At 63.8% G+C, this 24,170-nt stretch carries 26 protein-coding genes; 16 read left to right on the forward strand and 10 right to left on the reverse strand.

Going from position 1 to position 24,170, the window contains the following annotated elements; genetic code table 11:
• Positions 1-20: 20 nt before the first annotated feature.
• The 9 genes from NCG91_RS23670 (at position 21) to NCG91_RS23710 (ending at position 7,512) form a co-directional block, all read left to right on the forward strand.
• Complete coding sequence (locus NCG91_RS23670) at positions 21-1,520, forward strand: NADH-quinone oxidoreductase subunit M (protein ID WP_251351432.1); 1,500 nt, start codon at positions 21-23, stop codon at positions 1,518-1,520.
• Between the two features lie 16 nt (positions 1,521-1,536).
• Entirely contained in the window at positions 1,537-3,039 is a 1,503-nt protein-coding gene (gene nuoN, locus NCG91_RS23675; RefSeq protein WP_099667163.1) for an NADH-quinone oxidoreductase subunit NuoN, read from the forward strand.
• Between the two features lie 3 nt (positions 3,040-3,042).
• The gene (locus NCG91_RS23680; protein ID WP_251351433.1) at positions 3,043-3,372 is read left to right on the forward strand and encodes a DUF2818 family protein; all 330 of its coding nucleotides are present in this window, start codon (positions 3,043-3,045) and stop codon (positions 3,370-3,372) included.
• 74 nt (positions 3,373-3,446) lie between these two features.
• A complete protein-coding gene (locus tag NCG91_RS23685; RefSeq protein WP_070255807.1) occupies positions 3,447-4,004 on the forward strand; it encodes an NUDIX domain-containing protein in 558 nt (185 codons plus the stop codon).
• 8 nt (positions 4,005-4,012) lie between these two features.
• A complete protein-coding gene (locus tag NCG91_RS23690; RefSeq protein ID WP_251351434.1) occupies positions 4,013-4,708 on the forward strand; it encodes a hypothetical protein in 696 nt (231 codons plus the stop codon).
• A gap of 12 nt (positions 4,709-4,720) precedes the next feature.
• A complete protein-coding gene (ispD, locus tag NCG91_RS23695) occupies positions 4,721-5,434 on the forward strand; it encodes a 2-C-methyl-D-erythritol 4-phosphate cytidylyltransferase (protein ID WP_251351436.1) in 714 nt (237 codons plus the stop codon).
• Between the two features lie 17 nt (positions 5,435-5,451).
• The gene (gene ispF, locus NCG91_RS23700; RefSeq protein ID WP_251351437.1) at positions 5,452-5,952 is read left to right on the forward strand and encodes a 2-C-methyl-D-erythritol 2,4-cyclodiphosphate synthase; all 501 of its coding nucleotides are present in this window, start codon (positions 5,452-5,454) and stop codon (positions 5,950-5,952) included.
• Positions 5,953-5,988: 36 nt separating this feature from the next.
• Positions 5,989-7,152, forward strand: coding sequence for a PQQ-dependent sugar dehydrogenase (locus NCG91_RS23705; protein WP_251351439.1), 1,164 nt, complete (start codon positions 5,989-5,991; stop codon positions 7,150-7,152).
• Positions 7,153-7,209: 57 nt separating this feature from the next.
• Positions 7,210-7,512 carry a hypothetical protein gene (locus tag NCG91_RS23710; RefSeq protein ID WP_251351441.1) on the forward strand — a complete coding sequence of 101 codons (303 nt, stop codon included), beginning with the start codon at positions 7,210-7,212 and terminating at the stop codon, positions 7,510-7,512.
• 3 nt (positions 7,513-7,515) lie between these two features.
• Here NCG91_RS23710 and NCG91_RS23715 read toward each other — a convergent pair whose 3' ends face one another.
• Positions 7,516-8,730, reverse strand: a complete 1,215-nt coding sequence (locus tag NCG91_RS23715; RefSeq protein WP_099667170.1) for an MFS transporter — start codon at positions 8,728-8,730, stop codon at positions 7,516-7,518.
• Positions 8,731-8,822: 92 nt separating this feature from the next.
• On the opposite strand from NCG91_RS23715, the gene NCG91_RS23720 reads away from it, so the two are divergent.
• Positions 8,823-9,443 carry a TetR/AcrR family transcriptional regulator gene (locus NCG91_RS23720; RefSeq protein ID WP_077407037.1) on the forward strand — a complete coding sequence of 207 codons (621 nt, stop codon included), beginning with the start codon at positions 8,823-8,825 and terminating at the stop codon, positions 9,441-9,443.
• Here NCG91_RS23720 and NCG91_RS23725 read toward each other — a convergent pair whose 3' ends face one another.
• The gene (locus NCG91_RS23725) at positions 9,444-9,782 is read right to left on the reverse strand and encodes an MmcQ/YjbR family DNA-binding protein (protein ID WP_099667171.1); all 339 of its coding nucleotides are present in this window, start codon (positions 9,780-9,782) and stop codon (positions 9,444-9,446) included.
• 518 nt (positions 9,783-10,300) lie between these two features.
• Here NCG91_RS23725 and NCG91_RS23730 point away from each other — a divergent pair.
• Entirely contained in the window at positions 10,301-10,957 is a 657-nt protein-coding gene (locus tag NCG91_RS23730; RefSeq protein ID WP_251351443.1) for a CCXG family PEP-CTERM protein, read from the forward strand.
• Positions 10,958-11,029: 72 nt separating this feature from the next.
• On the opposite strand, the gene NCG91_RS23735 is transcribed toward NCG91_RS23730, so the two are convergent.
• The 5 genes from NCG91_RS23735 to NCG91_RS23755 form a co-directional block, all read right to left on the reverse strand.
• The gene (locus NCG91_RS23735; protein ID WP_099667173.1) at positions 11,030-12,010 is read right to left on the reverse strand and encodes an FHA domain-containing protein; all 981 of its coding nucleotides are present in this window, start codon (positions 12,008-12,010) and stop codon (positions 11,030-11,032) included.
• Complete coding sequence (locus NCG91_RS23740) at positions 12,007-13,407, reverse strand: S1 family peptidase (RefSeq protein ID WP_251351445.1); 1,401 nt, start codon at positions 13,405-13,407, stop codon at positions 12,007-12,009. Before NCG91_RS23740 ends, NCG91_RS23735 begins: the two co-directional genes overlap by 4 nt.
• A gap of 69 nt (positions 13,408-13,476) precedes the next feature.
• On the reverse strand, positions 13,477-14,130 hold the full coding sequence (ribA, locus tag NCG91_RS23745) for a GTP cyclohydrolase II (RefSeq protein WP_077407024.1): 654 nt from the start codon (positions 14,128-14,130) through the stop codon (positions 13,477-13,479).
• A gap of 160 nt (positions 14,131-14,290) precedes the next feature.
• Positions 14,291-14,692 (reverse strand): DoxX family protein, encoded by a 402-nt coding sequence (locus tag NCG91_RS23750; RefSeq protein ID WP_251351447.1) that lies wholly within the window; start codon positions 14,690-14,692, stop codon positions 14,291-14,293.
• A gap of 175 nt (positions 14,693-14,867) precedes the next feature.
• Positions 14,868-15,569 (reverse strand): pirin family protein, encoded by a 702-nt coding sequence (locus tag NCG91_RS23755; RefSeq protein ID WP_251351449.1) that lies wholly within the window; start codon positions 15,567-15,569, stop codon positions 14,868-14,870.
• Positions 15,570-15,735: 166 nt separating this feature from the next.
• Between NCG91_RS23755 and NCG91_RS23760 the strand changes: the two genes are divergently transcribed.
• A complete protein-coding gene (locus NCG91_RS23760; protein ID WP_251351450.1) occupies positions 15,736-16,662 on the forward strand; it encodes a LysR family transcriptional regulator in 927 nt (308 codons plus the stop codon).
• Between the two features lie 153 nt (positions 16,663-16,815).
• On the forward strand, positions 16,816-18,975 hold the full coding sequence (locus NCG91_RS23765) for a putative bifunctional diguanylate cyclase/phosphodiesterase (protein WP_251351451.1): 2,160 nt from the start codon (positions 16,816-16,818) through the stop codon (positions 18,973-18,975).
• Here the strand turns inward: NCG91_RS23765 and NCG91_RS23770 are convergent.
• A complete protein-coding gene (locus tag NCG91_RS23770; RefSeq protein ID WP_251351453.1) occupies positions 18,972-19,898 on the reverse strand; it encodes a LysR family transcriptional regulator in 927 nt (308 codons plus the stop codon). The two genes, NCG91_RS23765 and NCG91_RS23770, sit on opposite strands and share 4 nt — an antisense overlap.
• Before the next feature lie 86 nt (positions 19,899-19,984).
• On the opposite strand from NCG91_RS23770, the gene NCG91_RS23775 reads away from it, so the two are divergent.
• Positions 19,985-21,208, forward strand: a complete 1,224-nt coding sequence (locus NCG91_RS23775) for an MFS transporter (protein ID WP_251351454.1) — start codon at positions 19,985-19,987, stop codon at positions 21,206-21,208.
• A 3-nt stretch (positions 21,209-21,211) separates the two neighbouring features.
• Here NCG91_RS23775 and NCG91_RS23780 read toward each other — a convergent pair whose 3' ends face one another.
• A complete protein-coding gene (locus NCG91_RS23780) occupies positions 21,212-22,102 on the reverse strand; it encodes an EamA family transporter (protein WP_251351455.1) in 891 nt (296 codons plus the stop codon).
• A gap of 77 nt (positions 22,103-22,179) precedes the next feature.
• Between NCG91_RS23780 and NCG91_RS23785 the strand changes: the two genes are divergently transcribed.
• Entirely contained in the window at positions 22,180-22,668 is a 489-nt protein-coding gene (locus NCG91_RS23785) for an Lrp/AsnC family transcriptional regulator (protein ID WP_251351457.1), read from the forward strand.
• Positions 22,669-22,684: 16 nt separating this feature from the next.
• Positions 22,685-23,506, forward strand: a complete 822-nt coding sequence (locus NCG91_RS23790; protein ID WP_251351458.1) for an APH(3')-I family aminoglycoside O-phosphotransferase — start codon at positions 22,685-22,687, stop codon at positions 23,504-23,506.
• A 13-nt stretch (positions 23,507-23,519) separates the two neighbouring features.
• On the opposite strand, the gene NCG91_RS23795 is transcribed toward NCG91_RS23790, so the two are convergent.
• Complete coding sequence (locus NCG91_RS23795) at positions 23,520-24,062, reverse strand: hypothetical protein (protein ID WP_251351459.1); 543 nt, start codon at positions 24,060-24,062, stop codon at positions 23,520-23,522.
• Between the last annotated feature and the right edge of the window lie 108 nt (positions 24,063-24,170).

The raw sequence follows: 24,170 nt of genomic DNA on the forward strand, positions 1-24,170 counted from the left end.
ATAAAAGAATACTGAGAACCATGATGCAGTCTACGATTTCTACACTACCTCCTTACCTGAGTCTGTCGATCTGGGTGCCGATCATTTGCGGCGTCCTGGTCCTGGCTCTCGGCCGTGACAGCAAAGCGGGCTTTACCCGCTGGCTGTCGCTGGCCGGCGCGGTGCTCAGCATGCTGTGCACCTGGCCCCTGATCCAGCATTTCGACAACGCCGCACACGGCATGCAATTCGTCGAAAAAGCACCGTGGATTGAAACCTTCAATATCTGGTACTCGCTGGGTATCGACGGCCTGTCGCTGTGGTTCGTGCCACTGACAGCCTTCATCACCGTCATCGTCGTCATTTCCGCTTGGCAAGTGATCGAGAAGCGCATCGCCCAGTACATGGGCTCGTTCCTGATCCTGTCGGGCCTGATGATCGGCGTGTTCTGCGCGCTGGACGGCTTGCTGTTCTACTTCTTCTTTGAAGCAACCCTGATCCCGATGTTCATCATCATCGGTATCTGGGGCGGTTCGAACCGCGTGTACGCGTCGTTCAAGTTCTTCCTGTACACCTTCTTCGGTTCGCTGCTGACCCTGGTTGCCATCATTTACCTGCGCAATGTGTCGGGTACCTTCGACATCCTGGCCTGGCATGCGTTCAAGCTGACGATGAATGAACAGATCTTCATCTTCCTGGCCTTCCTGATGGCGTTTGCCGTCAAGGTGCCGATGTTCCCCGTGCATACGTGGTTGCCGGACGTCCACGTGGAAGCGCCTACGGGCGGTTCCGCCGTGCTGGCCGCCATCATGCTGAAACTGGGCGCCTACGGCTTCCTGCGTTTCTCGCTGCCGATCACGCCGGACGCCAGCCACTACCTGTCGGGTTTCATGATCGCCTTGTCGCTGATCGCCGTCATCTACATCGGTCTGGTTGCCTTGGTGCAAACCGACATGAAAAAACTGGTCGCCTATTCGTCGATCGCGCACATGGGTTTCGTCACCCTGGGCTTCTTCATGTTCAACGACATCTCGGTGCAGGGCGGTATCGTGCAGATGGTCTCGCACGGCTTCATCTCCGGCGCCATGTTCCTGTGCATCGGCGTGCTGTATGACCGCATGCATACCCGCAACATCGCCGACTACGGCGGCGTCGTGAACCGCATGCCGAAATTTGCCGCCTTCTTCGTGCTGTTCTCGATGGCCAACTGCGGTCTGCCAGCGACGTCCGGCTTCGTCGGCGAGTTCATGGTGATCCTGGGCGCGGTGAAATTCAACTTCTGGATTGGTTTGCTGGCTGCAACGGCACTGATCTGGGGCGCGGCGTACTCGCTGTGGATGGCCAAGCGCGTGGTGTTCGGCAAGATCAAGAACAAGCATGTGGCCGAATTGACCGACATCAACAAACGTGAATTCTTCATGCTTGCTGTGCTGGCCATCGCCGTGCTCGTGATGGGTCTGTACCCAGCCCCGTTCACCGACACGATGCAAACTTCGGTTGCCGACCTGCTGCAGCATGTCGCCATCAGCAAGTTGCCTTAAATAGAAGACCGATAACATGACTAATGCACCTAATCTGGTACCGCTGTACGCGGAAATCTTTCTGCTGATCGCCACGTCGGCGCTCTTGCTGATCGATATGTTCTTGCCTGCGGCGAAGCGTTCGATCACTTACGTGCTGGCCTTGCTGACCCTGGCCGGCTGCGCCTTGCTGACCGTGGGCGACTTCAACGCGGGCACCACCGTCTACACGTTCAATAACATGTTCGTGTCGGACCCGATGTCGCAGTTGCTGAAACTGTTCTCCTACGGCGCCGTGGCGCTGACCCTGATCTACTCGCGTGCCTACGCCACCGACCGCAGCATGCTGTCGGGTAACCTGGGCGGCGAGTTCTACGTGCTGGCCCTGTTTGCACTGCTGGGCCAGATGATCATGATCTCGGCCAACAACTTCCTGATCATCTACCTGGGTCTGGAACTGATGTCGCTGTCGCTGTACGCACTGATCGCCTTGCGCCGTGACAATGCCAAGGCCACGGAAGCGGCCATGAAATACTTCATCCTGGGCGCACTGGCTTCCGGTTTCATGTTGTACGGTATCTCGATGCTGTACGGCGCCTCCGGTACCCTGGACCTTGGCGAACTGCGCGTGGCGCTGGAAAACGGCAAGACCAACGGCACCATCATGGTCTTCGGCCTGGTGTTCCTGGTAGCCGGCCTGGCCTTCAAACTGGGCGTCGTGCCATTCCACATGTGGGTGCCTGACGTGTATCAAGGTTCGCCGACGGCAGTGACCCTGCTGCTGGGCGCGGCGCCGAAACTGGCCGCCTTCGCCATCACCCTGCGCCTGCTGGCCGAAGGCTTGCTGCCGATGGCGCATGACTGGCAGCAAATGCTGCTGGTGCTGGCCGTGATGTCGCTGGCGATCGGTAACTTCACCGCCATCGCGCAAACGAATTTGAAGCGCATGTTGGCGTACTCGACCATCGCACAAATGGGCTTCGTTCTGCTGGGCCTGCTGTCCGGTACCGTGGATGCACCGAACAACACCCTGAACGCGGCTGGCGCAGCCACCGCCTACGGCGCGTCGATGTACTACGTCATCACCTATGTGTTCACCACCCTGGGCACCTTTGGCGTGATCATGTTGTTGGCACGTAATGGTTTCGAAGCAGACGAACTGGCCGACTTCAAGGGCCTGGGCAAACGCAGCCCGATCTTCGCGCTGGTGATGACCCTGTTCATGTTCTCGCTGGCCGGCGTGCCGCCGCTGATGGGCTTCATGGCCAAGTACTCGGTGCTGGCATCGGTATTGGCCACGGGCCAGCTGTGGCTGACCATCGCCGCCGTGCTGTTCTCGCTGATCGGCGCCTTCTACTACCTGCGCGTCGTGAAGATGATGTGGTTCGACGAGCCGACCGACAGCAATGCGCTGGTCGTGCATGGCGACATGCGCGTCGTGCTGGCCCTGAACGGCGTGTTCGTCCTGGCGCTGGGTGCGATGCCTAACAGCATCCTGGCTGCCTGCGCGACCGCCATCACCAAGACCCTGGCGTCCTGACCGATGGATGTCACCGTCTCGAGCTGGCTGGTGATCGCCCTGGGCATCCTGGGCGCCAACCTGCCTTTCCTGAACGAGAAACTGTTTGCCGCCGTGCCCTTGAAAAAGACGGCGCAAGCAGACGGGGGCAAAAGCTGGCGCAAGCCGCTGGCGCTGCGCCTGCTGGAGATGGTGATTCTGTACTTCATCGTCGGCGCCGTGGCGTTCGCGCTCGAAGCGCGCATCGGCAACGGTTTCCCGCAGACATGGGAGTTCTATGCCATCACGGGATGTCTGTTCCTGGTGCTGGCTTTCCCAGGCTTTGTCACCCGCTACCTGCGCAAACGACATTAGCCCCATCGACCGAAAGCGGCGCCTCTGGCGCCGTTTTTTTTATTGAGCATAATCAAGGTATGGATACTGAACGCATGGATATGAATTTAACTGAGACCAAGGTAGACGGCGAGCTCGTCTACCAGGGCGGCTTCCTGCGCGTGCAGCGCGACCGGGTTGCGCTGCCGGACGGCAAGATCACGGCGCGCGAATTCGTCCTGCATCCGGGCGCCGTCGTCATCCTGCCGCTGCTCGACGATGGCACGGTGCTGATGGAACGCCAGTACCGCTATCCGCTGGACCGGGTCTTCATTGAATTCCCCGCCGGCAAGATCGATGCGGGCGAATCGCACCTGGCTTGCGCCCAGCGCGAGTTGCTGGAAGAAACGGGCTATACGGCCAGCGACTGGCAATTCGTCTCCACCATCCATAACGCCATCGCGTATTCGGACGAGCACCTGGAACTGTTCCTGGCGCGCGGCCTGGTAGCGGGCGAACGCCAGCTCGATGAAGGCGAATTCCTCGAAACGTTCACGGCCACCGTGCCGCAGCTGCTCGACTGGGTCAAGGATGGCACGATCACGGACGTGAAAACCGTCATCGGCATCTTCTGGCTCGACAAGATTACCAGCGGCGCCTGGCAGCCGGCTTGATCCTGCGCATGCGCACGGCGATCTTCCTGTTGCTGGCGTCGGCCAGCCTGGGCGCCCACGGGGCGGCGCGCACGCCGTTCCAGGTGCGCTGCGAAGACACGATCAGCAAGACGGTGTCCGTGCTGACGGCGCAGCAGAACGGCTACAGCATCGACACGCATCTGCCGTACAAGGCCCTGACGGTGATGAAGGGCACGGCGCGCGCCAATACCTGGGTGCTGGGCTTGACGAAGACCGAGTCGCGCGTGGCCATCGCCCTGGCCGGCCCCATGCTGCAAGACCCGGCCAGCGGCTACGAATGCGTGGCGCCGCAGATTACCGTCACCCTCACGTATGCGCCCGTGGTGATCTATATCGGCCGCGAATTTGCCCCCGGCACTTGCGCGTATGATGAGATACTGGCGCATGAACTGCGGCACATGAAAACCTATATGGACCACTTGCCGCGCGTGGAAAAGACCGTGCGCGCCGCGCTGGCGAAGCGCTTCGAGGCGCGGCCCCTGTATGCGCCCAGCGGCACGGCCAAGGCGGCGCTGGCGCGCGAGATCGACACGGGCTGGTTGCCGTACGTCAAGGCCGAAATGCGCAAGGTGGAGACCTTGCAGGCGGCCATCGATTCTCCGCAGGAATATGCGCGCCTGGGCAAGGCGTGCAATGGTGAGATCCAGAATATCCTGGCGGGAAAGACAGCGCCCGCCAACTAGACAAGGAATGGCATGACAGCAGCACCGAATCGCCCCCGTTATTTTGCCCTGATCCCCGCCGCCGGCGTGGGCGCGCGCATGGAAGCGGGCAGTCCCAAGCAATATTTACCTATCGCCGGCAAGCCCATGCTGCGCCACGCGCTCGACGCCTTTCTCGCCAGCCCCCTGATCGCGCATACCTATGTCGTCGTCAGCGCCGAGGATGGCCAGATCGACGCCGTCGTGCCGGGGCAGGGCGCAGCCTCAGGCGTCACTGTGCTGCGCTGCGGCGGCGCCACGCGCATGGAAACGATACTGAATGCCCTGCAGGCCCTGCACGGCAGCATAGCCGCCCACGACCAGGTGCTGGTGCACGACGCGGCGCGTCCTGGCCTGACGCCGGCGCTGATCGCAACACTCATCGCCGAAGTCGCTGACCATCCGGCCGGAGGCTTGCTGGCCTTGCCCGTGGTCGATACCGTCAAGCGGGCAGGGCAGAACAGCCTGTCGGCGCAGACGGTGCCGCGCGACCATTTATGGCTGGCGCAGACGCCGCAGATGTTCAGCTATGCGCTGCTGCACCGGGCCCTGTCGCAAGCGCCCGATCCGCAAGCGATCACGGACGACGCCAGCGCCGTCGAAGCGCTGGGCCTGGCGCCCAGGCTGGTCGAAGGCCACCCGCGCAACCTGAAGGTGACCTTGCCGCGCGACATACACACGGCCGAACTGTATTTGGCCAACCCTTGAATTCCAGAGAGACCCGCATGAACACAACGACTCCCGTACTGCCTTTCCGCATCGGCCAGGGCTATGACTGCCACGCGCTGGTGGAAAACCGCGACCTGATCATCGGCGGCGTGAAAATCCCCCATCACCTGGGCTTGCTTGGCCATTCCGACGCGGACGTATTGCTGCACGCGATTACGGACGCGCTCTTCGGCGCCGCCGCGCTGGGCGACATCGGCCGCCATTTCCCCGACACGGATGCGCAATTCAAGGGCGCCGATTCGCGCACCCTGCTGCGCGAAGCCGTGCGCCGCGTGCAGGCGACCGGTTATATCATCGGCAACATCGACGCCACCATCATCGCCCAGCGCCCGAAAATGGCGCCGCATATCGCCGCCATGTGCGTCAACGTGGCCGAAGACCTGGGCGTGAGTGTGGGCCAGGTCAATATCAAGGCCAAGACGAATGAAAAACTGGGCTACCTGGGCCGCGAAGAGGGTATCGCGGCCGAAGCCGTGGCCTTGCTGCTGCGCGTCTGATACGCCACCGACCATCGACCACTGACAGGAGAGAGCATGTTCCAGCTACGCCGTACCAGCATCCTGCTTGCATGGGCACTGGCCGCCGCGCCAGCGGCCCACGCCGAACTGCAAGCCACGGGCGAACCGCCCGCCGCGAAACAGCCGTGGAAGGCCGTTACCATGGCCGAAGGCGTGCGCCAGCCGTGGGGCATCGCCTGGCTGGGCGAGGGACGCGCGCTCGTCACCAGCAAGCAGGGCACCTTGCATTTGCTCAATGGAAAGACTTTTACCGACGTGGCGCTGGAAGGCATGCCCAAGGTATTCACGGGCGGGCAGGGCGGCTTGCTCGATATCGTCCTGCACCCGCAGGATGCGGGCAAGGCGCAGCAGCGCGTCTACATGACGGTGTCGACTGGCAACAATGACGCCAACCGCACGACCCTCGTGCGCGGCGTGTTCGACGGCAAGAAGGTGACGGGCATCCAGACCCTGTTCAAGGTGGCCACGGACAAGAGCGGCGGCCAGCACTTCGGCTCGCGCCTGCTGTGGCTGCCGGACGGCACTTTGCTGATGAGCGTGGCCGATGGCGGCAACCCGCCGCTGCGCGTCAAAGACCGCCTGGCGCGCGAGCAGGCACAGAATCTGGCCACGCACCAGGGTTCCATCCTGCGCCTGACGGAAGACGGCAAGCCGGCGCCCGGCAATCCGCTGGCGGCCAAGGGCGCCTTGCCGGAAATCTGGTCGTATGGCCACCGCAACGTGCAGGGCCTGGCGCTCGACCCCGTTTCCGGCCGCGTATGGGCCACGGAGCACGGTCCGTACGGCGGCGACGAGCTGAACCTGGTGGTGGCGGGCGGCAACTATGGCTGGCCCCTGCAAAGCTATGGCGCCGACTATACGACGCATGAACCCGTCGGCAAGCACGAAGTGGCCGGCATGCTCAACCCGAGCGTGGCCTGGGTGCCGTCGCCGGCTCCCTCGGGCCTGGCCGTCTACACGGGCGACAAGATTGCCGCCTGGCGCGGCAGCATCTTCAGCGGCGGCCTGGCGGCCAAGGATATCCGCCGCATCGCCGTCGATGCCAGCGGCAAGGTGACGGGGCAGGACCGCCTAGCCATCGGCGCGCGCGTGCGCGACGTGCGCCAGGGGCCGGATGGCTACCTGTACGCGCTGACGGATGAAGACAACGGCCGCCTGTTGCGCATCGTGCCGCAGTAGCACGGCAGGCGCCCACTTCGCTTAAGATGGCGCCTTTACTTCATTCAAGGTGGCGGCATGGCCCGTGATACTTATGCATACCGGCACGTCGCCGTCGAATCGCGCGCGATTAATGGCCGCGTGGAAATCCGGCCCGTGCCGGGCCAGGCCTTTTCGCCGGAGCTGGCCGTGCAGTGCTCGCGCCGCCTGGCCGACCTGCAGCGCCATCCGCTGGGCAGCCGCTTTCTGCTCTTTGCCAAGCTGACGGACCGCCTGGGCGGCACGCCCTTCCTGTATGCGTATCACGGCGACGCGGATGTGGTGATGACGCCGGCCGAAGTGACGAAATTCCTCGGAGAATTCCGCCGCGGCCGCATCTGATTCCTACGAGGCGATGCAGGCCGCGCCGGCCTTGGCGCCGGCCTGCGGCTTGCCGAAGATGGCGATCGTCAAGCCGCAGCCGAGGGCGAACAAGCCGCCGACCACCATCGCGCTGGACACGCCCAGCCGGTCGACGGCCACGCCTCCCAGCAAGGCGCCGGACGCCAGCGACACTTGCACGATGGCAACGAAGAGCGCGCTGCTGCCTTCCATCAGCTCCGGCGCCGCCTTGAACATCCACGTCTGCACGGCGATCGGCATGGCGCCGAAACCGAAACCCCACACGGCCACCAGCAGCATGGCGGTAAGCGAATGGCTGCCGAACGCGGCCAGGGCCAGGGTGGACACGCCCAGCACGGCGCCCGTCGCCATCAGCGCGGCCCGTTCATAGCGGCCGGCGGCCCAGCCGCCCGCGAGGTTGCCGATGAAGCCGGAAGCGCCGTACACGAGCAGCATGGCGCTGACCGTGCCGGCCGCCAGGTGCGAGATTTGCGTGAGGAAAGGCGCGATATACGTGTAGGCGGCGAACTGGCCCGTGAAGAGCATGGCCGTGGCGATCAGGCCCAGCCTGGCCTTGCGGATGCCGAAAATCATCGGCAACTGGCGCAGGCGGATGGCCTGTGTCGGCGGCAGCTTGGGCAGCAGCAACAGCTGGCCGAGGAAGACCAGCACGGCAATGGCGCTGGCCGCGCCGAACGCGACCCGCCAGCCCACCAGATCGCCCACCAGCGCGCCGGCCGGCACGCCCGCCACCGTGCCCAGCGAGACGCCGGCGAAGATGATGGACATGGCGCGCGAGGCATGCTGCGGCGCCACCAGGCGCGGGCCGATGGCGCTGCCGATGGCCCAGAAGCCGCCCACGCCCACGCCCAGCATGGCGCGGCCCAGCAGTATCCACGCATACGAAGGGGCCAGCGCCACCAGCAGGTTCGAGGCCACCAGCAGGGCCGTCAGGGCCAGCAGCACGATGCGGCGGTCCAGGCGGCCCGAGCCGACGGTGACGAAGATGGCGGCAAAGGCGGCAACGATGCCGGGCGTGGTGATCATCAAGCCCGCCTGGCCCTTGCTGATGGCCAGTTCGGCGGCCATGGCGGGCAGCAGGCCGACGGGCAGGAATTCGGACGTGACGAGGGCGAAGGCGCCGATGCCGACGGATAAGACGGCCAGCCACGGCGCCACGGTGGTATCGTCGTCAGTCGCGTTGGAAAGTGTATGCATGAGAGGTTCCTGAAAAGCCGAGAGGTTTTTAACCGGTCGGTATATAATCAGGGCAGGTGGACATTGTTGTCAATAATTTTTTACCGAACGGTATGAAACAAGATAAAAAAGAAGAGGCGGTCAAGGCGAAAACGGGGCGGCCACGCACGTTCGACGCGGACGAGGCGCTCGATTGCGCCATGAAAGTATTCTGGGAAAAAGGCTATGAAGGCAGTTCCTTGCCGGAATTGACGAAAGCCATGGGCATGAACCGGCCCAGCCTGTATGCCGTCTTCGGCAACAAGGAGCAATTGTTCCACAAGGCGCTGGAACGCTACAGCGATACGCGCATGCGGTTTTTCGATGCGGCGCTGGAACAGCCGACGGCGCGCCAGGTGGTGGAAGCCTTGCTGACGCAATATGTCGACGCGCAAACGATGCCGGACGGCCCGCACGGCTGCATGGGTGTCAATGCGGCGCTCGCCTGCAGCGACGATGCCTTGCCGATCCGCGATGAATTGTTCGCGCGCCGGCTGCGCGGTGAAATCAAGCTGCGCGACCGCTTGCGGCGCGCGAAGGAAGAGGGGGATTTGCCGCCCGATTCCTGCCCGGAGCAGCAGGCGCGCTTCGTCGTGACCCTGTCGCAGGGCATGGCCATCCAGGCGGCGGCCGGAGTCTCTCGCGAGCAATTGCAGCAGATGGTGGGCTTGCTGCTGCGCAATTGGCCGATGTAACTACTCCGTCGGGGCGATGGTCTTGGCCAGGTCGCTGGGCGCCTTGCGCCGCCAGGCAGCCGTCAGGGCGGCGGCCAGCATGTCCAGCTCGGCATCCGCCAGGCGTACCGTGATGCCGGCCAGGCGTTCGCCCCACCACAGCTTCTCGCAGCCGGACGGCGTGATGACGGTGGCGATATGCGCCGCTTCCGCGTCGAGCAGCACATTGATGTGCTCGTCATCGGGCAGGGTGGCGAAGATCTTCCCGCCCACGCGGAAGGCCGGACGGTCGTGGTGTTCTTCCTCGGTGGCGTCGGGAAACGACAGTGCCAGATAGCGTAGTTCTTCCAGGTCGACCATTCCTCTTTCCCCCAGTTCGGATAGATAGCAGCGTGACTACATTTTGCCATGCTGTTTCGCCGCGTGGTGCAGCGGCATGCGAAAAGAAATGCGCAAGATGCGACACTGGCGCGCGCGCTTGTGGCGCTTGCGCGACAGGTCCGGCCAGCGCGCCAGGGGTAAAATGCCCATCCCGGCAGGCTTGTTCAGCCTGTTTCAAGGTGCTTGTCATATAAATATCTTACATGGCTAAAAGAAAAATACTTTTCTTCTAGGGAATTTAAGATAGAATAGATTCAACGTTTCACCTGACCCGTCAATTGTCTGGTTTTGTCCCGGGAACCCGAACCCTTTCCAGGACGCTTGCAGTGCCGCCATGGTACGCCGCAAGTCCGCGAAGTTTTGCGGAAGCCACGCCCCCGACCGCTCATTCTTGCAATTCTTGCGCTATGCCGACACGCCTCAATGCAGCGTGTATTCAGCTCAAGCGCCTTCACGCCTGTTGCGCCCGTTGAATACTTACTGACTGGATACCCATCATGAAAAACTTGCCTAAAATCGCTTTGTCCCTGATCGCCGTTGGTGTGTTTGCCCACGCGAACGCCAGCACCATCACCGTCTCTACCGGCTACTCGAATGCCGGCGCGCAAGCGTCCGCCGCCGCTTACCAGTCCGTCGTGAATGCCGCCGTGGCCACGCCGGGTGCCGGCTATGGCACGACGACGATTGCCAGCTACAACAATGTCACGAATAGCAGCCTGTTCGGCAGCGGTTCGAATATCGCCTTCAAGTCGGTGATCAACTTTGGCGTCAGCGCGGCTGATGCGGGCGCCTGGAGCTTCCGCAGCGGCGTCGATTTCGGCAAGGGCGGCGCCCTGTTCCTTGACGGCGTGGCGCTGGACTTCAAGAGCAGCGACCTGTGGTGGGCCGGTAACTACAATAGCAGCAGCCAGTTCCTCGCCGGTTCGGGCACTTTGGCTGCAGGCAACCATACCTTGAGCATCTTCGGCCTGGAAGGCTGCTGCGATGGCGGCCAGCAAGTCCAGTTCAAGGCGGGCAACAACAATTTCGCCAGCTTTTCCAGCACCGACGGCCTGGTCTCGGCCGTGCCGGAACCAAGCACCTATGCCATGCTGCTGATCGGCCTGGGCTTGCTGGGCTTCACGGCGCGCCGCAAGCAGGAAGACAAGTTTTAAGCGCGTCCCGAGCGCACGTAAAAAAGCCCGCCGCTCCGTCAGGATGCGGCGGGCTTTTTGCTTGATAGCGGTTCAGTCGCCGCTGTCTTCGTCTTCGTCGGCGCCCTTGGCCGCCTGGCCGCGCTCGGCATCGACGGCGCGCTGCAGACTGGCCGCGTCGCGGAAGAAGGCGTCCGTCGTGTGATCCGGGCTCAGGCGCAAGGCTGGCGGGTAGATCACGGCCATGTAGGCTTCGTCGGCCAGGCGGCCGCTGGCCTGCAGGTTGCTCAGCAGGATCAGGGTCGAGCCGACGATGGCCAGCACGACGGCGACGAGGCCGAAACGGCGCGGATGCTGCGGCTTGATCGTGCACAAATGGTAATAGATCATCGCGCATACAATGACGATGAACATATGCCGTCCGTAGCGCGTCAGCACTTCCAGCGACAGCGCATACGCCGTCACATTGCTGCCCAGTTCCCACACTTCCATGGCCAGCAAGCCGCAGCCGATGATGAACAGGTGGCGGCCGAAACGCGCCCCATGGCCAAACAGGCGGTTTGCCACGGCCCAGATCGACGCCCACACGAGGCCGCCGGCCAGCGCGTAGGCGATGATCATCAGGTAGGAAATTGGCTCGAAGGCGTCCGCATCGCTCAGCCAGTTGCTGAAGGCTGCCGAGGCGCCGATCATGGCCAGGCCGGCGATGGCGGGGCGCAAGCCTTCCCAGTCGTGCCGGGTCGTGTCGCCCAGTTCGGGCGCCACCGGGTGGTCGCTGGCGCGCACGCGCAGGCGCGTGTGGCCCAGGCGCACGATGCTGTTGCCCGTCATGGCCACCTGCAGTTGCCGCTGGCCCCGGTGGATCACGCCATTCTGGCTGCCCAGGTCGCGCAGCAGCAGGCCGCCTGCGCCGTCGTCTTCGACGATGGCGTGCGCGGCGGCCGTATGCGCGTCGTCGAGGATGAAGTCGTTGTCGTAGCCGCGCCCGATGCGGATCGGCAAGGTGGCTATGCGCTGGCGTTGCCGCACCTCGCCATTGTCGGCGAGGATTTCGATGAAGTATGGTGCTTTCATGGCTTGCGGCGGCTTTCCCGCGACAGCGCTTCGAGGAAGGTGCGCGTGACGCGCATGCCGTTGGCGTAGGACACGCCGCGCGCGTCGATGCGGCTTTGCAGGCTCATGAGTGGCTCATCGGTGCTGGCGGCCAGCAGGGCAAAGTCGTACAGGCCGGTAAACTTGCGGTAGGCGCGCACGCACAGGACGGCGCGCAGGGGCAGGGTGGTGTTCTTGACGAACTGTTCGGTGCATTGCGGGCCCGTCAGGCTGGCGCTCTTGTAGCTGCCGAAACTTTCATTCTTGAACGAAGCGCTGGCCAGTTCGGAAAAGCGCAGGGCGCCCAGACCGCTGCTGCGCAAAAATTCGTGGCGCATCGACACTTGCCCCGTCTGCAGGGCGCCGGAGATGAAGATGGCCGATTCCATGGCGCAGCTGGTGTTGTCGAGCATGTAGGGCTTGTCGGACTTGACGTTGGAGCGGCCCCAGCAGCGCATCTGGTCGGACTCGCGCACGGGCACGCGGTACGGGCCCATTGCTTTCAGGCTCAATGGCGTGTCGAGCAGGCGCGCCAGCATGACTTCCTGGTGCGCCAGCAGTTGCGCCGTCACCAGCGGCTTGAAGTCCTTCGGCGCCTTGCCCTGCTGCGCCACCTTGGCCAGCAATTGTTGGGCATAGCGGGCAGGCACGAGAAAACTGACGAGTTCGCCATCGAGGCGTTTCGACACATTCACGCCGGCCACGTCGCCATTCGCCGTGACGCTGGGGCCGCCGCTCATGCCGGAATTGATCGGTCCCGTAAACATCAGCTGATCGTAGAAGCTTCGTGTGACGACGCCATTATAGGAACCTTCCGAAATGGCGAAACCCAGGTCCAGCGGATTGCCCATCGAATACAGGTATTGCCCCTGCGTCAAGGGCGCCAGCCCTACCGGCATCTTGAAGAAACCCGTGCCATGGCGGTTCACACGCAGCACGGCCAGGTCGTGCAGCACGTCGACGGCCAGCAATTCCACATTGCCGCGCTGGCCGCTCGTGTCGACCCATTCGCCCACGTAGGTATCGGGGTCGAGCGCGAATTGGGAGACCACGTGATAGTTGCTCACCACCAGGTCGCCCGTGCCGATCAAAAAGCCGGAACCCACGGACGACTGCGTACGGCCGTTTTTCAGCAGCACGCGCACTTGCAGGATGTCGGCGCGCGCCGCCGTGTACAGCTTTTGCGCGGCCGACGAGGGCGGCGGCAGGGCCGCATGTTCGGTGGCGGCGGGCGCGGCGGTGGCCGGCGGCGGCTTGATGGGGGGAGTCGAAGCGGTGGTGGCCGCGGCAGGCGCGGCAGGTACAGGCGCCGCGGCCGCGTGGGCGCCTGCGGCAGCGCACAGGCTGGCCAGCAAGCAGGCGTAGTTAGATAATTTCATGCATCCTTTGTGCGTGAGCAGGAGCGCGGCTGGCGCGGCGCGGTATCGCGCACGCGTCGGCCCGGGGGACTACAGGGCGCCGTCTTCCAGCGCCGGCGCCGTTTGCGGCGTCATCATGTGACCGAGCTTGCTTTGCTTGGTATTCAGGTAGTGCTGGTTGAAGGCGTTGCGGTTGACCAGCAGCGGCACCCGTTCGGCCACCGTGATGCCCAGCGCTTCCATGGCGGCGATCTTGCGCGGGTTGTTCGTCATCAAGCGCAGGCTGTGGATGCCGAATTGCGCAAACATGGGCTTGCACAGGGTGTAGTTGCGCGCGTCGGCCTTGAAGCCCAGCTGTTCATTCGCCTGCACCGTGTCGGCGCCCGCTTCCTGCAGGCGGTAGGCGCGGATCTTGTTGATCAAGCCGATGCCGCGTCCTTCCTGGCGCAGGTACAGCAAGATGCCGCGGCCTTCTTCGGCGATGCGTTTCAAGGCGCCCTCGAGCTGGGCGCCGCAGTCGCAGCGCTGCGAAAACAGCACGTCGCCCGTCAGGCACTCGGAATGCACGCGCGCCAGCACCGGTTCGCCGTTGCCGATATCGCCCAGCACCATGGCCAGGTGTTCTTTACCAGTGGCGTGCTCGACAAAGGCGTGCAGGGTGAACTGTGCCCACGGCGTCGGCAGTGCGCAGGAAGTCGTGTAATCCAATTCGCCTGTCGCCAGGAGGTCTGCGCCGCTTTGCATGGTTGTGCTCATATAGGTAATTATCAAAAATAAAAGGCGCGCGACACCACTCCGGTGCCGGCGCGCCCTGTCATCATACCAAAAAGCAGGGGAAGCCATTTCCCCTGGCTGAGATTTGAAAGCTGGAATGCCTGGAGATATTGCTCTAATTGCGGCCGGATCAGCCTTTTACAAGACGGCCGGCCTTGCCGAAGCCCCGCTCCACCAGCAACAGCATGCCGCCGAAGATGGACAGGTTCTTCAGGAAGTTCGTCAGCTGGTCCTGGAAGTGGGCCGCGTCCGCGCTCCAGAAGGCGTGGAAGATCACGGTGGTGGGAATCAGGAACAGCGCCAGGGCCAGCGCCGCCCAGCGCGCCTGCCAGCCCGTGATCAGCAGCAAGCCGCCGCCCACTTCCAGGACGATCACGCCCACCAGCAAAATATTGGCGATTGGCAAGCCTTGGCTGGCCATGTAGCCGGCCACCCCCGCGAAGGCGCCGATTTTCAGCAAGCCCGAGACAAAGAACAGCACGCCAAGGGCGGCACGGCCGAGGGGCAGCAGCAGATCAGTGTTATTTTTCATAGTAATCCAATTGTTTTTATCAAGATTTGAGGTTGACTTGCGGTGCCTGGCAAAACCGTAGCGAGCGGCAGTGATTTGTGGCTAAGAAGCGCAACCGTACTTTGTACGGGGGCGCCGAGCCGGTGAGCATCGCAGGCCGCAAAGCGCGACGCGCAGTAGGTTTGGCCAGGTGCCATCATTTAGGCAGGTCGAAGAGGAGGAATTCCGCGTCTTCAGGCTGGGTGATTGTCACGGCCGCTTCCTGCGTCAGTTTCAACGCATCGCCCGCTTTCAAGGGCGTGCCGTTGACCACCAGGCTGCCGCGGATCAGGTGCACATAGGCGAGGCGGCCTTCTTGCAGCGCGTGTTCGGCCTGTTCGCCTTCCTGCAGGATGCTGGCGTAGATGGCCGCATCCTGGTGGATCAGCACGGAACCCTGGCGGCCGTCCGAGGAAGCGATCAGGCGCAGCTTGCCCCGTTTGCTGTCCGGCGCGAAGTGTTTCTCTTCATAGCTGGGCGGAATGCCCGTCACGTTCGGCTGGATCCAGATCTGCAGGAAGTGCAAGCCATCCGTTGCCGAGTGATTGAACTCGCTGTGGCGCACGCCGCTGCCGGCGCTCATGCGCTGCACGTCGCCGTAGTGCAGGACGGAACCGGTGCCCATGCTGTCCTTGTGTTCGAGCGCGCCGTCGAGCACATACGAAATGATTTCCATGTCGCGGTGGCCGTGCGTGCCGAAACCCTGGCCGGGCGTGACCCGGTCTTCATTGATCACCAGCAGGGGGCCAAAGCCCATGTGCAGCGGATCGTGGTAGCTGCCGAAGGAAAAGCTGTGGTGGGAATTGAGCCAGCCGTGGTTGGCGGCGCCGCGTTCTTCGCTGTGACGAATCTGTAACATGGTGGACTCCGTTTCTATAAGTTAATGTGCGATAATTTCGAAGGACCGTTGCCTGGCGCTACGCCGCGGCTCTTTTCTGCCCTTCGCTGTACGATGGAGAAAGTATAGGCCCCTGTGTCGGGAAAGAAAAACGGAAAATCTTGCGACCTATGATCGAAAAAATCGAATGTTAAGACTGAGCCTGGAAGCCCTGCAAATCGTCGACGCCATCGACCGCCGCGGATCGTTCTCGTCGGCCGGCAAGGAGTTGCACAAAGTTCCGTCCACCATTTCCTATACGGTGGCCAAGCTGGAAGACGACCTCGGCGTGCAAGTGTTCCAGCGCAACGGCCCGAAAGTCATGCTGACGGCGGCCGGCCAGGAATTGCTGAAAGAGGGCCGCTACCTGCTGAAGGCGGCGCAAGACCTCGAACACCGCGTGCGCCGGGTGGCGTCCGGCTGGGAAACGGAATTGTCCATCGGCATCGATTCCATGTTTTCCGCCGTGGCCCTGGCTGACGACGTGCGCGCCTTCTATGACGTGGCGCAGCAGACGCGCTTGCGCCTGTCGCAAGACACGCTGTCGGGCACGTGGGAAGCGCTGCTGGACCGGCGGGCCGACTTGCTGGTGGGCGCGCCTGGCGACGGGCCGGCGGGCGGCGGCTATATCGCGCAGCCGATCGGCATGCTCGACTTCGTGTTTGCCGTGGCGCCCACGCATCCGCTGGCGCAGGTGCAGGAGCCCTTGTCGCGTGGCCACCTGCAGCAGCACCGGGCCGTGGTGGTGGCCGATTCGGCGCGCCAGATGGCGCCGCGCACGGTGGGTCTGCTGCTGGGGCAGGATGCCTTGAGCGTGCCGAACATGCAGGTCAAGTTCGACTACCAGGTGCTGGGTCTGGGCTTTGGCTTCCTGCCGGGACCGTGTGCCCGCGCCGCCATCGCGCGTGGCTTGCTGGTGGAAAAGGCCGTGGAAGAGCCGAAACCGTCGGAAACGTTTTACCTGGCCTGGAGAGTGGGCGAGGATGGCGCGGCGCTGCGCTGGTGGATGGCGCGCATGCGCGAACCGGATGTGTTTGCCCGCCTGGCGCAGCATCTGCCGGGCCATTCGGCGTAGGTCTTAAAATGTTGACATACGCCAACATTTTTAAGTTACCATATTCACAGTATTTCCGCCCGACCTCCACGCCCCACAGTGGGATTTTGATGATTACACACACCGCAGCGCCCCTGATCTGTTCCCCTGACCTGGCCCTAGAGTGGGGTTGCCATGCTTGAGGCGAAGGTTGCGCTGTGCCTGCGCCTGGCCCAGGATGCCCGTGAACAGGCGGGGCCGCAGCAGGCCGCCACCCTGGCGCGGCTGGAGGAGGAACTGGAGCGGCTGCGCGGCGCCAGCCGGCCCGTGGTGCGCGTGGCGCCCCCCGACGCCTTGCTGGAAATCGATCCCGACGGCTTCTTGATCGGCTGGAACCATGGCGCCGAACAGATGTTCGGCTATTCCGAGCTGGAAGCCCTGGGCCAGCACATCCTGTTCCTGTATCCGGAAGACGACGCGGAAGCGAGCGTGCTGGAATTGCATTTCACGCAGGGCGACGTGGCCACCGATGTGCGCCGGCGCAAGAAGTCGGGCATGGTGACGTGGCTGCGCATGCACCGCCACGTGATCCACGACCAGGCGGGCAAGGCGTGCGGCATGGCCGTGCGCCTGTCGGCCATGAGCGAGCCGCTGTCCGACGTGGACAAGGTAAGGTTGCACGCACGTATCATCGAAGACAGCGAGCAAGCCGTGCTGATCACGGATGCGGAAGAGCGCATCGTCTCCATCAACAGCTCGTTCAGCCGCATCACCGGCTATTCGCCGGCCGAAGCCATCGGCCGCACGCCGGACTTGCTGCGCTCGGGCGTGCACGATCCCGATTTCCGCGCCAAGGTGCGCGCCGCCATGCGCGGGCACGGTTCCTGGCGCGGCGAAATCATCGGCAAGCGCAAGAATGGCGAACTGTTCCCGCAAGACGTCACCATCAGCGTCGTGCGCGACGAATTCGGCGAAATCAGCCACGTGTTTTCCCTGTTTTCCGATATCTCCGTGCACAAGGATGCCGAGGCGCGCATGCAGCGCATGGCCAACTACGACAGCCTGACGGGCTTGCCCAACCGCTGCCTGCTGAACCAGCTGGTCGACCAGGGCCTGGCCGAGGCGAAACGCCAGGGCACGCATGGCGCGCTGATGGTCATCGACATCAGCCGCATCGGTTCCATCAGCGACACGCTGGGCCATGAAGTGGGCGACCAGCTGGTGATCGCCATCGGCCAGCTGTTCCGCGGCGCCTTGCGCGACGCCGACATCCTGGCGCGCGTCGACAACAGCAAGTTCGTCGTCGCCCTGCTGCATATCGAAAAGCGCGAACACGCGGCGAACGTGGCGCAAAAGCTGCTCAACCTGCTGGAGGCGCCGATCAATATCGATGCGCATGCCCTGCACGTAGGCGCCAGCATCGGCATCACCGTGTATCCGGAAGACGGCCTGGAAGCGCCGGCCCTGTTCCGTTTTGCCGACGTGGCCGTGGCCAAGGCGGGGCAGACGATCGAATCGACCTTCCTGTTCTACCGCGAAGACATGAACCGCCGGGCCAAGGAACATTTGCGCCTGGAAAGCGAAATGCGCCTGGCGCTGGGCGACAAGGAACTGGAATTGCATTACCAGCCGAAAGTGAGCCTGGCCAGCGGACGCATCGTGGGCGCGGAAGCCTTGCTGCGCTGGAAGCATCCGATGCGCGGCATGGTCTCGCCCGGTCTCTTCATCCCCGTCGCCGAGGAAACCAGTCTGATTCTGGAGCTGGGCACCTGGGTGCTGGACGAGGCTTGCCGCCAGATCCGCAGCTGGGAAGACCGCGGCCTGCACATGCCGGCCATCGCCGTCAATCTGTCGGCGCGCCAGTTCGATGAACAGTTGCCGGCGCGCATAGCCGCCGTGCTGGAACGCTACGGCGTGCGGCCCGACCAGATCATGCTGGAAATCACGGAAAGCCTGTTGATGCGCGGCGCCGACAAGGTGATCGACATCATGAACCAGCTGGTGGCCATGGGCCTGGCGCTGGCGTTGGACGACTTCGGCACCGGCTATTCCAGCCTGGCCTACCTGAAGAAATTTCCCATCAGCACCTTGAAAATCGACCGCTCCTTCGTCATCGGCTTGCCGTTCGAGGAAAACGATTGCGCCATCGCCCGCGCCATCGTCACCATGGCGCAGCAGCTGCGCCAGGAAATCGTCGCCGAAGGGGTGGAAACGGCCGAGCAGATGCGCTTCCTGCGCGAACTCGGCTGCGACCAGCTGCAAGGTTATCTGTTCAGCCCGGCCGTGCCGGCGGCCGAATTCGAGCTGATGCTCGGTGAAGGCCGGCAATTGCGGCTGGAAGAACTGGCGCTTTAAGCGCCACCCAGCTGCACTTTTTCCAGCAGATAATCGAGCATCACGCGCACCCGCGCGGGCACTTGCAAGCCCGGTCCCACGAAGACGGCGTGCACGATTTCCTTGTCGCCCGGGTTGTAGTCCTGCAGCACAGGTATCAAATCGCCTCGCTCGATGTCGCGCAGCACGTGCTGGCGCGAAAAGCGTCCCAGCCCCATGCCGGCCAGCACCAGCTGGCGCATGCTTTCGCCATCGCTGACGCAGGTATTGCCCTGCGGCGCCACCTGTATCGATCCGCCCGCGCCATCGAGGAAGGGCCAGGTTTCGTTCTGGCAGCGGAAATTGAACGCCAATAAATTGTGCTGCGACAACTCCTGCGGCGTGCGCGGCAAGCCGTGGCGCGCCGCGTAGGCAGGCGACGCCACCACGACCATCGCGTCTTCGCCCAGTTTGCGCGCCACCAGGTTCGATTCCTTCAGCTTGCCCGTGCGGATGGCGATGTCGGTGCGGTCTTCCAGCAGATCGACGATGGCGTCGCTGACGACGACGTCGAGCACGATGTCGGGATAGCGCTGCGCGAACTCGGGCAGGATGGGCAGCAGATGGCGCACGCCGAATGGCACGAAACAGTTGATGCGCAAGCGCCCGCGCGGCGCGGCGCCCTGCGATGCTTCGCGCTCGGCGCTCTCGATATCGTCGAGGATGCGCTTGCACTGGATAAAGAAGGCGTCGCCCTCGGGCGTCGTGTGCAGCTGGCGCGTGCTGCGCTGGAGCAGCCGCGCGCCGAGCCGCGCTTCCAGTCGATTGACGAGCTTGCTGACGGCCGACGGCGTCAAGGCCAGGCGGCGCGCGGCGGCGGAAAAGGCGCCCGTTTCCACCACGGCGGCAAACACGGCCATTTCGAACGCGCGGTTGATGTCTTGCCTGGCCATTATTGAATCCATTTCACAGGTGTTTCCATTATTGGAGTCTATATCAAAAGCGTTTGCATCGATACACTGGCTGGCTTGAACTCTGCCGGAGAAATACCATGACCACCGCAAACCCTGTTTCCACTTCAGCCAGCAAGATGCCGCCCGGCGTGCTGGCGCTGGCCGTCGGCGCCTTTGCCATCGGCGTGACCGAATTCATCGTCGTCGGCATCTTGCCGACCATCGCGAAAGATTTGCATATTTCCATCGAATCGGCCGGCTCGCTGGTCAGCCTGTATGCGCTGGCGCTGGCCATCGGCACGCCGCTGCTGGTGCTGCTGATGTCGCGCCTGCCGCGCAAGGCGGCCCTGCTGGGGCTGATGAGCGTGTTCCTGGCCGGTAACCTGCTGGCCGCCTTTTCGCACACGTTCGAACTGTTGCTGCTTGGGCGTGTCATCACGGCCGTGGCGCACGGCACCTTCTTTGCCATCGGCGCCACCGTGGCCGCCAGCCTCGTCACCAAGGCGCAGGCGGGCAGGGCGATTTCCGTGATGTTTGCGGGATTGACCCTGGCCATGGTGATCGGCGTGCCGTTCGGCAGTTTCCTTGGCAACTTGATGGGCTGGCGCTTGCCCTTCTTTGCCGTGGTGCTGCTGGCCGCGCTGGGCCTGGCCGCCATGGCGCGCTGGCTGCCGGCCGGTTTGCAGCAGGGCAAGGGCGGCAAGGCCATGACGCAGCTGGCGGCGCTGGGCAGCGGCCCCATCCTGACGATGATGGCGATTACGACGTTTGGCTTTGGCAGCAGCTTTGCCGCGTTCACGTTCATCACGCCCATCCTGACGGATGTGACGGGCTTTTCCGCCACCATGGCCAGCGCCTTGCTGATCGTGTTTGGCGCCGCCACCTTTGCCGGCAACCTGGCGGGCGGCTACCTGACCAGCCACCTGGGCTGGCAAAAGGCCTTGCGCGCGATGCTGCTATTGCTGGCCGTCACGCAAGCGGGCGTGGCGCTGAGCATCAGTTCGCCCTGGATGATGACGGTGATGCTGTTCGTCTGGGGCGTGTTCGCCTTCGGCCTGTCGCCCGCCCTGCAGGCAGGCATGCTAGCCACGGCTGAGCGCTACACGCCGCACGCCGTCGATTTCGCCTCGGGCCTGAACATTTCCGCGTTTAACCTCGGCATTTCCTTCGGTTCCATGCTCGGTGCGCTGATGGTTTCGCGCCAACTGATGGCGTCGTCGCCCTGGGCCGGCGTGGCCGCCGCGCTGCTGGCCCTGCTGCCGCTGGCGTGGCTGGCGCGCAAGAACCTGGCGGCGCATGTGGCGGGTGCGGCCGCGCACTGAGGTTCAGGTATGCACGGCGACGGCCGGTGCCGGTTTCTTCATGCGCTGCGCCATGTAGGAACTGCCCATCGATGCCGCCATGATCATGGCGATGGCCAGCCATTGCGCAGTGTCCAGGCGTTCGTCGAGCAGGATGAACGCGAGCATGGCGGCAACGGCAGGCTCCATGCTGCTCATGATGCCGAACGCTTGCGGCGTCAGCCGTTTCAGGGCCACCATTTCCAGCGAGATCGGGATGGCGCTGGAAATGAGCGCGACGCCCAGGCCCACGCCCAGCACGACGGGCGAGAGCAGGGCGGCGCCGCTGTGCATCACGCCGACAGGCACGACCACCAGCGCGGCCATGGCCAGGCCCAGCGACACGGAGTGGCCCGCATGCAAATGGCTGGCGCGCTTGCCGAAGACGATGTACGAAGCCCAGCAGACGGCGGCGCCCAGGGCGAACAGCACGCCCGTGGGATCGAGATTGCTGACGTCGTGACCCAGCGGCAACAGCAGCGCCAGTCCCGCCACGGCCAGGGCCACCCAGACGAAGTCGAGCGGGCGGCGCGAGGCGAGCAGGGCCACGGCCAGCGGGCCGGAAAACTCGATGGCGACGGCGATGCCGAACGGTATCGTGCGCAAGGCCATGTAGAAGCACAGGTTCGTCAGCCCCAGCGCCGCGCCGTACAGGGCCACCGTGCGCAAGTCGGCGCGGCTCAGCTGCCAGCGCCACGGGCGCCAGAACAGCAACAGCAGCAAGGCGGAAAAGCCCACGCGCACGGCCGTCGTGCCTTGCGCGCCCACCAGCGGGAACAGGCTGTGCTTGGCCCACGACGTGCCCAGTCCCAGGCAGGTGACGGAGCCGAGGATGGCCAGCAGGGGAATCAAGGAGGAATAGCGGCGTAATGGCATGGTGATAAATGGCTTGATATCGAAGTGGTGAAAGTTTATTGTGTCTGCTCCGATATTTGCACTGCATTTTGACCTTTATGACGCAACTTTCGCTCACGCCTGCTGTCGCCCTCGATGCCTTCGACCTGGCCATCCTCGATATCTTGCAGCGCGATAACACGACCTCGCAGCGCGAAATCGCCCAGGCCGTGCACTTGTCCGCGCCGGCCGTGCAGCGGCGCATCCGCCGCCTGCGCGAGAGCGGCGTGATCCGCAAGGAGGTGGCCGTGCTCGACGCCAGCCGCCTGGGCCGCCCGCTGATACTGACGGTGGAAGTGCATTTGCACGACGAGCATCCGCAGCGCACGGCCGGCATGCGCGCGCGCATCATGGCCGAACCCGCCATCCAGCAGTGCTACGGCATCACGGGCGAGGCCGATTACCTGCTGGTCATCACGGCCAGCAGCATGGCCGAATACGAGGCGCTGACGGAACGCCTGTTCGGCGGCGACGACAATATCCGCCGCTACCGCACGTCGGTGGCCTTGACTTGCCTCAAGATGGGCTTGCACGTGCCGCTGACATAGAACAAGGGCCAGGCAGATGAGCATTTCTAACAAGACACAAGCGGCCATGCTGGCCGCCATGCCCGCCAGCATGCGCGCCGCCGTGGCAGGGTACGACTGGGCGCGCGACAGCGTCGGTGAGTCGGACGCTGCCGTCTACCGCTTGCAGGGCAGGGATGGCGCGCCGGACCTGTTCCTGAAACACGGCACGGGTGCCGCCGCTGCCGAGCTCGCCGACGAACTGGCGCGCCTGCGCTGGCTGGCGCAGTATCTGCCCGTGCCGGCGGTGGCGCAATTTGCCCGCGCGGCAAGCCCGGAGCAGGCATGGCTGCTGACGGCGGCCATGCCGGGCAACACGGCGTGCCAGGTGCTGGAAGACAATCCTGCGCTGGGCTCCGCCGTGGCCGACGCGCTGGCGGTCTTCCTGCGCCGCCTGCACGCGCTTCCCGTCAGCGACTGCCCGTTCGACGCCAGCCATGCCGCGCGGCTGGTCCAGGCGCGCCGGCGCATCGATGCGGGCTTCGTCGATGCCGGCGATTTCGATGCCGAGCGGGAAGGCTGGACGGCGCAGCAAGTGTGGCTGGCGCTGCAAGGCTACCTGCCGCTCCCCCCCGATCTCGTCGTCACGCATGGCGATTTTTCGCTGGAAAATATCCTGATGCACGATGGCGCCGTCGTCGGCTGCCTGGACGTGGGCCGGGCGGGCGTTGCCGACCGTTACCAGGACCTGGCCATCGTTTGGCGTGCTCTTGGTGAGTTGGACGCCGCGCTACCGCCAAGGTTTGTTCAGCACTATGGGATCGTTGATATCGATCAAGGCAAGCTGCAATTCCATTTGCTGCTCGACGAGCTGTTTTGAATGCAGGCAGTCATCACGGCTCTTCGCGCTCGGCGTCGCGTTCGCGGCAGCTCAAGGAGGCGTAATGGCCCTTGGGCAGCGTGGCCTGGATGGCCACTTCGCGCAGGTTTTTCCGGATATCGACGGGGTCGGTCAGGGTGCAGCGCTGGGCGCTGGCGAACGCCTGCAGCTTTTGCGTGCTGCCGTTTACCTTTACCGTCACGCCGGCCCCGGGGCTGACGCAGCAGCCTATGTATTGCGTGATGTATTCCTCTTCGATGAGCACCAGTTCGTGTCCCATGAAGCTGGCCGGTTTCTTGAGCAGGTAATAATCCGTGTAGTCGAAGCGCTGGTTGGGGCGCTTGCCGATAAAACCTTCGCGCATGTAGGCGGCGATGGCCTTGCCGGAGGTGCCCACTCGCTGCGTCGTGCCCTTTTTCAGGTGCAGCGCATGGATCAGGCCGTTTTCGAGTCCCCCGTCGGCAGCGGCAGCAGATGCTGCAGCGGCGGCGCTGGCGCAAGTGGCGGCGGCGAGCAGAAGAGCGCCGAGCAGGCGGCGGGTGCGGTATTCAGGCATGGGAATGATTTCTTGCATATATTTCACGCGTAGAGGAGAAGAGGCGCAGTGTAGCCCACGCCGGCCTGGGCGCGTGGCACAATGCGTGTTCCGCATGCCACTCACCCC

Origin of the sequence: Janthinobacterium kumbetense (assembly GCF_023703445.1) — a bacterium.
Taxonomy (GTDB): Bacteria; Pseudomonadota; Gammaproteobacteria; order Burkholderiales; family Burkholderiaceae_D; genus Janthinobacterium; species Janthinobacterium kumbetense.